Below are 12,419 nucleotides of genomic sequence, written 5' to 3'. Positions count from 1 at the left end.
TTGAATGAGTCACAATCGACATCAATACATATAAACATTAGGTATGACAACTTTGAGACAAATGCTTGAAAAATTAATGAAGTCCGGCAAAAGCACATCAAACGCCGACAGCCCCGGTAAATCCTCACGTGCCAAACGTTCCTTTGAGTGGATTATTTTGGTACTGATTTTTGTTGGTATTTATGCATGGCAGCATAGAGATCTGCTTGAGACCGATGGTTCTCTTTATGCCCCCGAGTTTAATCTGGTGGCTTTATCTGGTGGTGTAGAATCTTATCAACCCGCCGCAAGCAAGAAACCTGCGTTGTTTTATTTCTTTGCCCCCTGGTGCAGTATTTGTCACGCATCGATAGAGAATATGAATACGTTTAAAGAAGAGATCGCTCAGGGGCGCCTTGATGTATTTATTATTGCTCTGGATTGGCGTACAAAAGAAGAAGTAGAAGAGTTTGTCCGAGATCATGAGCTGCCTGTTAAGGTTTTGCTGGGTACGCGGCAGCAACAGCTGGACTATAGTATTCGAGCTTTTCCCACTTATTATGTTGCGGATGCTGAGGGGCGTTTGCAGTGGGGGAGTATTGGGTATAGTACTTTGGCGGGGTTACGGTTGAGGGTTGATCGGGTATTGGAGTGATTTTTTAGTTTACTTGGATTTTGAGTACTTTCGCCACTCACTCTGCTTAAGATGCAGGTTTCGCCTGCACGGCGACTTCCTTTACCAAGAGCTGCAAAGGAAGCAAAGAGCCCTTGGTCGCTGCGCTAGCACTTGCTCAACTGGGATTTTGTAGTTCGAGTATGTCTGTTAATTCTAAATGGATTTTTTGATCTTGTATGTGCCAAGGAAGATTCGCTCTGAGTTTGTGTTTTTGTTTTGCTCTTTGTTTTGCTCTTTTTCTTGCCCCGAATTTTCAGACGACTCCATTGTGACTGGATGAGAACGGAGTCAGATTGAAGACTCACGAGCTTGCTGCATGGACGCAGCAAGAGTTATCCCCGCGCAGGGAAGCGCGTTGATAACGCCTCGTCGATGGCTTCAAGCTGACGGAGTGGTGCCGTAGGCCTCATCTTGGGAACATAGCCCTTTTTCGCCTCTTTTGTGGGCTTACAAAAGAGGCTCGTCCGGCAAGACGAAACCCGCGGGTGGAATTACGTTAGTGCTTTTAGTTTAAAGCAATTGGTTAATTTAAAAGATTGTATTTTACTTCCCTACTCTTTCGATAAATCGAGCTTCGCCTTTATGCCCTGTTCGGGTACGATGACGGCTTTCGTTGCCAAAGCAAAGAACAATAAACTGATACCCAAATTCGAGAGAACCGAATAGAATATTAAAAAAACTAAGGATTCCACTGATCATGCAATACGATGTCGTTATTCTTACCGAAGATCGCTATGAGTCACCAGAGACTTTAGACTGGTATAACTTACAAATTTTGTTAGAAGATGAAATGTTGAAGGACGCTTTGGAGTCACAAGGGTTAAAGGTGGCTCGAAAATCTTGGTCAAATGCTGATTTCGATTGGTCATCGACACAAGCTGCCATTTTCCGTACAACCTGGGATTATTTTGAGCGGTTTGATGAGTTTAAACCTTGGCTTGAAGCGACCAGTAAAACGGTAAAGTTTATCAATGCGGGGGATACAATTTTTTGGAATATGGATAAGCACTATTTGCTGGATTTAATCGAGCGTGGTGTGAATACGGTGGATACTCATATTCTAAAACGAAATCAAGAAGCAGATCTTGCTCAGTTGATGAATGAAAAAAGTTGGACTGAGGCAATTTTGAAACCAACGATTTCTGGCGCGGCTCGACATACTTATCGTATTAGTTCAAACAATGTATCGAGCATTCAGCAGCAGTTTGATGAGCTCATTCGCGCAGAAGATTTTATGCTGCAACCTTTCCAGGAGAATATCTGCGAGCAAGGCGAGTTATCTTTGATGGTGATGGGTGGCCGCTATACTCATGCCGTGCAAAAGATTGCAAAAGCTGGCGATTTCCGTGTGCAGGACGATCATGGCGGAATGGTGTATCCCTACTCTCCTACTTCAGAAGAAATTGAGTTTGCCGAAAAAGCCATAGCCGCTTGTGATCCCAAGCCTTTGTATGGTCGTGTGGATATGGTACGAGATAACAACAACGAGCTTGCTATTATGGAGCTAGAGTTAATTGAGCCAGAGCTGTTCTTCCGCTTTCATCGCCCAGCTACTTTTGAGTTAGCCAAGGCGATTAAAGCTCAGTACTTTTCTTAGTCTAGCTCCAACGTTGGTTGCGCTCGCTGAATAATGGCGGCGCAATCAATGCCACTTGGTAAAGTGCCGTATTGATAGCCACCATGACGATGAATTCGAGATTGCAAAAATGCGGTCGCCACATCATCATCTCCCCAACGTAACAAAGTTGCACTCTGCCAACAAAGTGCCAGGCTTTCCACTAAACTGCGAGCAGTAAATTCCCATTGTGATGGGGCACTAAGTTGTGCTTTTATTTGCTCAACACGTTTATCCAGTTCTTTATCACTACCTTTGACTTGTTCTATTTCATCAATGAATGCCTCTATCGAACCTGATTCTTTTTGCATGGCTCGCAATACATCAAGACACTGAATATTGCCAGAGCCTTCCCAGATCGCATTGACGGGCGCTTCTCGATAAAGTCGAGCCAGTACATTGTCTTCAATCAATCCCACGGCTCCGATGGATTCCATGCATTCGTAAGTGTGTTGTGCGGCACGTTTGCAGATCCAGTACTTGCCAACAGCAGAGCCAATTCGAGCAAGCAACATCTGTTGCTCATCCTGTTGATGGTCTAATGCATGAGCCAGCCTCATCGATATCGCTAAAGCAGCTTCCGACTCAATGGCCAGATCAGCAAGAACATTCTGCATTAATGGTTGTTGGTGTAAGTTACGACCAAAAGCACTACGACCAGAAGTATGATGCAACGCCTGGGCTGCCGCTAATCCCATGATGGATGATGATCCCACCATACAATCAAATCGTGTCATGGCGACCATTTCGATGATGGTTCGCACACCTCGGCCTTCGGCTCCTAACATCCAGGCAAAAGCGCCACGAAACTCAACTTCTGAAGAGGCATTCGAAACATTACCCATCTTATTTTTTAGTCGTTGAATATGCATGGCGTTTTTGCTGCCATCGGGACGCCATCGAGGTAATAAGAAACAGGATAAGCCGCCTTCGCTGTAGGCAAGCACCAAAAATGCATCACACATAGGAGCCGAACAGAACCATTTGTGTCCAACTAACTGATAGGCTTTGCCTGGCCCTGCTTCGTTGATGGGATAAGCTTTTGTGGTGTTGGCGCGTACGTCAGAGCCGCCCTGCTTTTCGGTCATGGCCATGCCGATAGTAACACCTTGCTTCTCATAAAATGGGACATTACGAGGATCGTATTCCTGCGCCAGTATTTTGGGCAGCCATTGTTCTGCCAGATCGGCTTGATGTTTTATCGCAGGTACAGAAGCAAAAGTCATCGTCAACGGACAGCCACTGCCAGGATCAGCTTGAGTGTGTAAGTAGGCAATGGCAGCTCGAGCTACATGTGCCCCCTTTTGTGGCTGTAACCAAGGCAACGAATGATGCCCCGCTTCGATGGCTGACTGCATCAACTGGTGATAAGCAGGATGATATTCAATCTCGTCAATGCGATGGCCAAAACGATTATGAGAATGAAACTCTGGTTTATGCTTATTTGCTAAAAAACCCGCCTTTAACAATTCGTGCCCAACTTTTTGTCCGTAATCAGTGATCGCGTCATTAGCCCACTGGCCATCAAAAGTCGCCACCCAGTGTTTTAACACTCCATCACTTTTATAAGCATTATAGTTTTCTAGCGGCGTTGGCTGATTCACCACTTCATGAGTGTCGCTCAAATATATGTTGGCCGTTTGATTATCTTTGGATGCAGTCATTAACAACGTCCTTAATGCATAACATTCTTTATTAAAAAAGATTGCGTTATTTTTCTTATACCCGTTAAACCAATTGCTTCGATAACTCATCAAATTGGCGCAACAAACGAACTAGCTCAACCACTCGAGCCAGATCATCTTTATAAACCACTTCGGCCACTGGCGAGACTTCAGCAATACCGGGCAACTTGCCCGACGATGTCACTAGATGAGTCATCTTTGGCAACATAACAAATTGCAACCAGTGTTCAAATGGTAACGTATCAATACAAAAAGGTAGTTTACTCGCCAGTGCTTCTTCACTGGGAGCCGTTTGCGCCCACATATCTAAGCGGCGTAATTCAGCTTCTATTTTTAATAATAGTTCGGCTAATTCGGAGTAAGGCATATCAAGGCCTGAAACAGTAAAATAGATAAGAATCTTATATTAACACAGCTACTTATAACTTTCTGAATCTGGTCAGACCAAACTCTTGTATAGACAACATAAATTTACCAACGATTGATTAAAAACGCTTAACGTTTATTTGTCTCTTTTTATCGCAAAAGATAAGACTTTTATCGAAAAATAAAGTTGAGCCTAAAAGTACAAAACACATTCATTTACAATTTCACATTCACTGTGCAGAAAGCGCAAAAATCCCCATAAAATAGCAAAATAAATATCTGACTAATCTCTACTTATCATACGCTGACTTACGCACAAACAAGAAGCAGAACGAATTGCACAAAGGATAAATAATGCAGCGCAACAAAGAAAGGCGATAATTAAAAAAATATAATAAAAACAAAAAAGTAGTTACTTAGTTAAAAAAAATTTTAACGCTTTATCAGCTTTGCACCACTTTGTTTTTGCTGTATTGAACCATTTAGGTGAGAAGTGCGCGCTAAATTATTAATAACATTAAAGTATCGCAAAACTTTATCTATACAGCTTAAAAATCGATTTTTCTGCAACATCCCTGTCGCTCAAAAGCATTTAAATTGCAAGAATTCAATAATAAATAGACCTGTACCTCCTTGTATTCATAAGGCCTCTGAGGTAGTTTTCTAGCTGGCAAAAAAGCGTTTTCTTTCATGCAAACTCAATTTCATTAGAAAGTGACAGAGCGAAGAAAGTCGGAAGAAGACGTCGACTTGCTGTTAACACTTACACTCAATAATAAATGTCAATAATAATTGCCGCATAGGAAACTTCATTGTTATGAAAAATCCAAAGACAGATAAGCTGAAGATGAAGCCGCTTGCGCACGCAGTCAGTTGCGTACTAGCACTTTCGGCTTTCAATATTTCTGCGCAGGAAAATGACGACAGTAACGAAGACGAAGCAAAATCCGAAAAAGTAATTATCGTAGGTTCACGTATCCGTCGTGATGGCTTTAATAGCGAAGAGCCTATTGAAATTATCTCGGCTAGTGAAGCTGCATCGCAAGGTATCGAAAGTGTGGGCGAATTACTTCGTCGCTCTACGATTGCTGCTGGCTCGCCACAAGTTACCGCTGCCTCTTCTACTGCGTTTGTACAAAACGGTGGAACAGGTGCCGAAACTCTTTCGTTACGTGGTCTAGGTGCCAATAGAACTCTGGTACTTCTTAATGGTCGCCGAGCAGGTCCAGCGGGTACCCGTGGTGGTGTATCAGCCTTCGATTTTAACGTACTCCCGATTTCTGCTATTGATCGAATCGAAATTTTGAAAGACGGTGCTTCTTCGGTTTACGGTTCTGATGCGGTTGCAGGTGTTGTTAATATCATCACCAAAACCGGTGACGGCGGTACTATCGACTTGTTCGCTTCAATTCCAGAAGAGACAGGTGGCGAGAATACCCGTCTGAGCGGAACCTTCGGTAAGTCATTTGAACGTGGTTCTTTCCGTGTAACCGCTGACTTTAACCGTCAAGCAGAACTGGCTCAAGGTGATCGAGACTACTACGCATGTGGTCAGCGCTACATCTTTGATCCAAATACCGGACAACGTGCTGATCCAATTGATCCACGTACTGGCAGCGCTCACTGTAGTGACCTGTTGTGGGGTCATGTGTGGATTTATGACTATCAAGGTGCTGGTGGCAACGTACCAACAGGTGCAATTGCACAGTATGATTACGACGGCGATCTAGCTAACTATATTCCCGGCTTCGCAGTTGACCCGAATAATCCAGGCTTTATGGTAACCCCTCCAGGCTGGTTCCCTGTAAGTTATGACCGTGCTTCTGACTCGGTAGCAAACGCTGACCACCCATTCCAGGATTTACAGAGTTTAGTTCCTGAATCAGAGCGTGCGACTATCTTCGCCCAAGGTGAATACGACATTACTGATGATATTCAAGGTTATGCCGAAGTCTTACTTAACCGTCGCACCACAGATACTAACAGCTATCGTCAGTTCTGGGGTTTCATCTTGAATGAAAACTTCTTTGGCGGTAACCCGCTAAGCGCAGGCTGGACAGGCTCTCAATGGCTCAGCCCAACCCCGATTACTGATCACAGCTTCTCCAACATCAGTGTTGACTACTCTCGCGTAGTCGCAGGTTTAACGGGCGACGTTGGCGATTGGTATTGGGATCTGTCGTATCAGATTTCTCGTTCTGAAGGTGAATACACCACAGCGATTATCTATAACGATGCCATTGTTGATCAAAACTTCGCATCAGGCTCTTGTGTTGGAACAACCACTTCAGTACGAGGTGTTGACTGTATAGATATTCCTTGGCTAGACCCTCAGTTCCTGGCCGGTAACATTTCGCCAGAAATGCGCAATTACTTATTTGGTACAGATACAGGTGTCACTATCTACGACCAACAAACTCTGGAAGGCAGTATCTCAATTGATGAGTTATTTGAAGTTCCCGCCGGTCCCGTTGGCTTCGCCGGTGGTTTCCACTACCGTGTTGATGAAATTGGCGATACTCCTGGGGAAGAAACTCGACGAGGTAATATTTGGGGTGCCAGTAGCGCAGGTATCACTGTAGGTGAAGACACTACCAAAGCTTTATTCTTTGAAGCACAGATCCCCATTGTCTATGACTTACCTGGTATCAATGCACTTGAGTTGAAAGTGTCAGCACGACACACCGATGTTAAAACTGCTGGAACTGCCGACACCTTCAAAATCGGAGCCATTTGGGAAGTTGTTGATGGCTTTAATGTACGTATGTCTCGTGGTACATCTTTCCGTTCTCCGGCCTTGTTTGAACTTTATCTGGCAGACCAAACCTCATTCTTAAGCCAGCGACTAGTAGACCCTTGTATCCGGTGGGGTACAGCCTTGGCTAACGGTGATATTTCACAGCGAACAGCAGACAACTGTGCGGCTGATGGTATCGCAGATGACTACACTGGTGGTGCAATTTCTGCAACAGTTGTCTCAAGAGGTGGTTTAGGTAGACTGTCACCTGAAACCTCCGTTGCAGAAACCATTGGTTTTGTATGGCAACCGGAGTTTGCTGACTTGCAGGTCTCATTGGATTACTTCAATTTTGAAATTGAAGAAGAAGTCACTCAGTTAGGGGCTTTGATTCCTCCAGCATGCTATGCCTCAGAGTTTTTCGCAACAGGCGATCCAGTGTGCGGCTTTTTTGATCGTGACCCAGTCGATCAACGTATCGTAGAAATTCGAGATGATTTCATTAACATCTCTCGTCAACGTAATCGTGGCTATGACTTAGCGATCACTTACCGCACTGACTTAGATATTGGATCTTTGACACTATCCAGTAAGCACACATACCAAAAAGAATCTTCTCGTGCGCTGTTTGAAGATAACAATATTGATACCAATGGTCGTTTTGGTGATCCTAAGCACGTTGCAACATTGAGAGCCCAATTAGATCGAGATAACTGGTCTTATTTCTGGACTGGGAATTTCTTCGGTAAGGTCTCTAACGTTGAAGCAGAGAATGGAGATACAGCCACTTATCGAGGCCAAACTGTCCGTCTAGTTATCGAAGACGATGCGACTCTTTATCATACTTTTTCAGCCCGTTACGATGTACCTGACTCAGGCTTAAGTGCGGTATTTGGTGTTGCAAACGCACTTGATGAACGCCCACCTCAGGTTAGTACTATTCAGTCTCCGACTGTCAGTACAATTGGTGATTCGGCTTTCTACAGCCAGTATGATCCATTAGGCCGTCGAGTGTTCTTTAACTTGACCTACGACTTCTAAAAACTTTTTTAGAAGTTCTCGAAAAAGCCGACATTTGTCGGCTTTTTCATTTTTTATCCCAACAAAAAACTGATACCATCAAAGACATTGAACCTTGCTTCACAATGATGCAGTAACCCTTATAATAATAAGAGGAAGTCATGCCAAGAGTCCTTGCTAAACCTGATAATCTCAATGAGCTAAATACACAGTTTGAACAAACCCCTTTAAAACACCCGGTATTCCTTAACTCTGTTCCTAAGTGTGGAACCCACCTAATTCGAAACATCTTTCGAATGTTTGTTCCCGTTGATCAGCAATACCACAATGCCTTTATTCAAATTCCCATTCTTCAACAAAACTTACACGCGTTTTCTAAAACAGCGCCAAAGCTAAGTTGGGGGCATTTGCTGTTTTCGGATGACTCAGCCATCGCGCTGCATAAGGTCAAACATATAGTTGTCGTGCGCGATCCTTATGACTGGGTATTAGCACGTGCACGATTTTTTCTGTCGGATACATTTCAGGGCTCGCTTGAACATTTAAAAAACGGCAAGGTCACCATTGAACAAGTATTAAACATGATGATCTTTGGTATCTATCAAAAAGCGCCAACGATGCATGAAATCTTTACCCACAACGCAGTGGCATGGTTAGGACAAGATACTCACCTCGTACGCTATGAAGATTTGATTCATCACTTAAAGAATATCGATAAAGGTGCTGCTCAAGATTACTTTGAAGATTTGTTATCAGTGTGTGGATTTGAAACTTTCCCCGAAGATTGGAAGCAGCGCATCCTCACAGGATCTGATCGCAAACAAAGTGGTACTGCGCGAGAAAATTTATCGGGCAAAAAATTTGATATACCCAACGAATTACCAGAAATGCAAAAGCAGATGGTTAACTACGCAGCTCCAGGATTACGCAAGATGCTAGGCTACGAATAGACACTCTGCAAAAAAACAACCAGAAAGTACGACTCATAATTAACAATAATAAAATGACCGTAAGTCATGAGCTTTCATAACGAAGTTCATGACGTAAGGAGAAAACCATGACGTCGAAAAAAAGAGTTCTCATTGTTGGAGGAGGCTCAGCAGGCTGGATGACAGCGGCTTATTTAAATGGAGCCCTGAATTATCAAGGCCGAATGAAGAATGTTGAAATCACTCTTGTCGAGTCACCAGATATTCCTCGCATCTCGGTAGGGGAAGCCACGATCCCTTCAATATGCCATCTACTTTCAGTGGTCGGATTGAATGAACTCAAGTTTATGCGGGCAACAGATGCAACCTTTAAGCAATCTATTAAGTATGTAAATTGGGTAAATAACGATAACTCTTTTTATCACCACCCTTTCAGCCGTCTAAGAACTCTCCCCATTGATCGCTCAGGCTTAATGTGGCTAGCCAGTGACCGCAAAATTCCATTTATGGAAACCTGCTCAACTCAACCTATCATTTGTGAAATGGGGCTGGCACCGCAAATGTTAACCCGATGGGATATGGGCGAACCTTTGAGTTACGCCTACCATATGAATGCCCAAAAATTTGCTGACTACCTAAGAGACTTCTCGGTTTCTCGTGGTGTAAAACATATACTCGCCAATGTGACCGACGTTAAAATGAACCCTGACAAAAATCAGCATATTGCAGCGATTCGAACCGATCAGGAACATCGCCTTGAAGCAGACCTATTTGTAGACTGCACCGGGTTTCGTTCAAAACTCATTGAAGAAAAACTGGGTGTCGAATTTGAAGACTGCTCACAATGGTTATTGTGTGATCGAGCAGTGACGATGCATATACCTTATGATCGCTTTTACCCAGGCATGGTGCGCCCTTACACTACAGCGACAGCACTTTCTAACGGCTGGATATGGGATATCCCTATGCAAAATCAACGGTCCGTTGGCTACGTGCATTCCAGCCACTTTATCAGCGAAGAAGATGCAGAAAAAGAAATGCGCGCTTATCAAGGTGAAGGAACCGACGATCTCAATAGCCGCTTTGTTCACTTCAAAGTCGGGCGGCGCCATAAAAACTGGGAAGGCAACTGTGTCGCTATTGGCTTATCAGGAGGATTCATCGAGCCTCTGGAGTCAACAGGTCTTTATTTAAGCGACCTTGGTGTGGTGATGCTGGCGGAACACTTTCCTTACGACAATAACAACATGGAACTTCTGGCTCATCGCTACAATCGAATCCTCTCTAACCGCTTCTATGAAATTCTCGATTTCATTAACATGCATTACTGCATGACACGACGTACCGATACGGAATTCTGGAAAGAAGTACAGAAACCAGAGCGTATTACTGATCGCCTTAAAGCCAAACTGGAGTACTGGCGCATCAAGCCACCAAGTCCTTCGGATTTTGAAGATCAAAACTTCCCAGGACAATCTCAGGCAGCTCAGTCTGCCGCATTGTGCGGTGGAGATATGCGCGCAGCCGTTGACACAGCAGGCCTCTGGAACCACGAGAGCTACGAGTGTATTTTGTATGGAATGAACTTCCTCGACAAAGAATATGACACCAAATATGGAGCTCACCGCCCTCCACTTCAGATCAACCCACAGATCATTCAGCGCCTACAAATGGCAAAAGCTAAATTACCCCCTCATGCCGTATGGCTTAATAGAGCATTAGGAATGCAAGAGTACCCAACGGCTTACCGCCCAGCAGGCTGGGTAGCTTAAAACGTTATCTCAGGCCTCTTATTGGGGCCTGATAGCAAACTATGTTAGAATAACCGCCCAAGGATGGCTGTTTAGCATAATGGATGCGCTCTAAGATTGGTTAAAAATCCTTTTAATAAAATCCAACTTATTGAGACTGATACGATGGAGTGACCTTTTTTGATAGGGTCAAACAGCTATCTAATATAGTGGAATATACTTATTTCAGGAGATTTTAATGAAAAACCTATGTTGTGGATTATTACTTTTTACTTCATCAATGGCCTCTGCCGACTTTTTTAGCGCACTTGATGCTTATGAAAACAAGCAATACCCTCAAGCATTTACCGAATTTAAACCATTGGCAGAAATTGGAGAAGCTCGTTCTCAATCTAATTTGGGAGTAATGTATTACCACGGACAACACGTCAGCAAAGATATTAATCTGGCTTACGCATGGGCACGTTTAGGCGCCGAGAATGAATCCGCCACTGATACCCAAAAGAATGTCTTTAAAGCTATTAGTAAGGAAGTAAAAGACAAAGCTGCTGCCGAGGCCGCCTTTCAAACATTGGCGGCAAAGTACTCTGGAAAAGCCTTACTTAATAGCCTGTATCCAGTTCTTGTTGAACCTTCTAAAAAGTCCAGTTTTCAAGCTAAACCCATACGAATCGTTGAGCCCAAATATCCAAGAAAGGCAGCAATGGAAGGTATTGCGGGCTGGGTTAAATTAAGTTTTGATCTGGATAAAAAAGGAAACCCTAGAAATATCCGCATTAAAGAATCCTTCCCTAGTAAAATCTTCAATAAAGGCACAATGAAAGCCGTTTCTAGATGGCGCTTTGAACCAAGACTGAACAAAAAAGGGCAAGCTATTGAAGCGTTAAATATCGCTTACACTCTATCCTATAATCTCTCAAATCACTCAATAATTAGCGATGAGTATTATGCAGATATTTCAACAAAAGCTTACTCTGGAGATCCTAACAGCCAGCTTATACTTGGGCTTCTTCATGAATCATTCCCGAATGATGTAAAAAAGAAAGAAAATCCCACTGAGTGGTACTTAAAAGCAGCACGCCAAGGAGTGCCTACCGCTCAATTTAAATTGGGAGAAAGCCTGATATATGGTAAAGGCTGTGCATCTGATAAAGAAAAAGGTATTGACTGGTTAACAAGAGCGGCTTCAAGCCATCAAAGTGATGCTAAAGAGCTGCTTGCTGGGTTGGCAGCTCAAAACAAAAGCAAAGCCTCTCATCTACAAGCGGCTCAATACATTAAAGAGCTAAAAGAAATGACACCGACATCCAAAATACGCTTTGCTTGGCTATTTGCAACATCACCTTTTTCAGAGGTGACTAATCCGCAAAAAGCCATAGAATTAGTCGAAAGCATTTCTCGTAGAGATTATCGTAATGAAGTGACAAAGTACGAAATACTTGCAGCAGCACATGCAGCAATGGGAGACTTTGATAAAGCAGTAGACTATCAGGAAGATGCATTAGACGAAGCAGAGGATCTTGATTTTAGCGCAGAAGAAATCAAACAACGGCTGACAGCTTACCAACAAAACAAACGATGGTTTTAATATTTAAAAACTTAAAGCTCAAAAAAAAATCCCGGATAAATCCGGGATTTTTTTATTCTAGAGAAGAAAGAGT

8 protein-coding genes are annotated in these 12,419 nt (G+C 43.4%); 6 read left to right on the top strand and 2 right to left on the bottom strand.

Going from position 1 to position 12,419, the window contains the following annotated elements:
* Nucleotides 1-76: 76 nt before the first annotated feature.
* Complete coding sequence (locus NH399_RS23400) at nucleotides 77-634, top strand: TlpA disulfide reductase family protein (RefSeq protein ID WP_253043703.1); 558 nt, start codon at nucleotides 77-79, stop codon at nucleotides 632-634.
* A 718-nt stretch (nucleotides 635-1,352) separates the two neighbouring features.
* Nucleotides 1,353-2,252, top strand: a complete 900-nt coding sequence (locus NH399_RS23395) for a RimK family alpha-L-glutamate ligase (RefSeq protein ID WP_253043702.1) — start codon at nucleotides 1,353-1,355, stop codon at nucleotides 2,250-2,252.
* Here NH399_RS23395 and NH399_RS23390 read toward each other — a convergent pair.
* Both NH399_RS23390 and NH399_RS23385 read right to left on the bottom strand, forming a co-directional pair.
* A complete protein-coding gene (locus NH399_RS23390) occupies nucleotides 2,249-3,934 on the bottom strand; it encodes an acyl-CoA dehydrogenase family protein (RefSeq protein WP_253043701.1) in 1,686 nt (561 codons plus the stop codon). The two genes, NH399_RS23395 and NH399_RS23390, sit on opposite strands and share 4 nt — an antisense overlap.
* Before the next feature lie 64 nt (nucleotides 3,935-3,998).
* A complete protein-coding gene (locus tag NH399_RS23385) occupies nucleotides 3,999-4,322 on the bottom strand; it encodes a YqcC family protein (protein ID WP_253043699.1) in 324 nt (107 codons plus the stop codon).
* 816 nt (nucleotides 4,323-5,138) lie between these two features.
* Between NH399_RS23385 and NH399_RS23380 the strand changes: the two genes are divergently transcribed.
* The 4 genes from NH399_RS23380 (at nucleotide 5,139) to NH399_RS23365 (ending at nucleotide 12,346) form a co-directional block, all read left to right on the top strand.
* Complete coding sequence (locus NH399_RS23380) at nucleotides 5,139-8,099, top strand: TonB-dependent receptor domain-containing protein (RefSeq protein WP_253043698.1); 2,961 nt, start codon at nucleotides 5,139-5,141, stop codon at nucleotides 8,097-8,099.
* A gap of 140 nt (nucleotides 8,100-8,239) precedes the next feature.
* A complete protein-coding gene (locus tag NH399_RS23375) occupies nucleotides 8,240-9,028 on the top strand; it encodes a sulfotransferase domain-containing protein (RefSeq protein WP_253043697.1) in 789 nt (262 codons plus the stop codon).
* Nucleotides 9,029-9,135: 107 nt separating this feature from the next.
* Nucleotides 9,136-10,779 carry a tryptophan halogenase family protein gene (locus NH399_RS23370; RefSeq protein WP_253043695.1) on the top strand — a complete coding sequence of 548 codons (1,644 nt, stop codon included), beginning with the start codon at nucleotides 9,136-9,138 and terminating at the stop codon, nucleotides 10,777-10,779.
* A 217-nt stretch (nucleotides 10,780-10,996) separates the two neighbouring features.
* Entirely contained in the window at nucleotides 10,997-12,346 is a 1,350-nt protein-coding gene (locus tag NH399_RS23365) for a TonB family protein (RefSeq protein WP_253043694.1), read from the top strand.
* Nucleotides 12,347-12,419 lie beyond the last annotated feature (73 nt).

The organism is Pleionea sp. CnH1-48, assembly GCF_024124665.1.
Taxonomy (GTDB): Bacteria; Pseudomonadota; Gammaproteobacteria; order Enterobacterales; family Kangiellaceae; genus JAMXSB01.
Note: the sequence above shows the minus strand (reverse complement) of the source record. Positions and strands in the feature narration are given on the sequence as shown.

Excerpts from the sequence above, each read along its gene's own strand:
- NH399_RS23380 (WP_253043698.1), top strand. The coding sequence starts at position 5,139 with ATGAAAAATCCAAAGACAGATAAGCTGAAGATGAAGCCGCTTGCGCAC.
- NH399_RS23365 (WP_253043694.1), top strand. The coding sequence starts at position 10,997 with ATGAAAAACCTATGTTGTGGATTATTACTTTTTACTTCATCAATGGCC.
- NH399_RS23395 (WP_253043702.1), top strand. The coding sequence starts at position 1,353 with ATGCAATACGATGTCGTTATTCTTACCGAAGATCGCTATGAGTCACCA.
- NH399_RS23375 (WP_253043697.1), top strand. The coding sequence starts at position 8,240 with ATGCCAAGAGTCCTTGCTAAACCTGATAATCTCAATGAGCTAAATACA.
- NH399_RS23385 (WP_253043699.1), bottom strand. The coding sequence starts at position 4,322 with ATGCCTTACTCCGAATTAGCCGAACTATTATTAAAAATAGAAGCTGAA.
- NH399_RS23400 (WP_253043703.1), top strand. The coding sequence starts at position 77 with ATGAAGTCCGGCAAAAGCACATCAAACGCCGACAGCCCCGGTAAATCC.
- NH399_RS23370 (WP_253043695.1), top strand. The coding sequence starts at position 9,136 with ATGACGTCGAAAAAAAGAGTTCTCATTGTTGGAGGAGGCTCAGCAGGC.
- NH399_RS23390 (WP_253043701.1), bottom strand. The coding sequence starts at position 3,934 with ATGACTGCATCCAAAGATAATCAAACGGCCAACATATATTTGAGCGAC.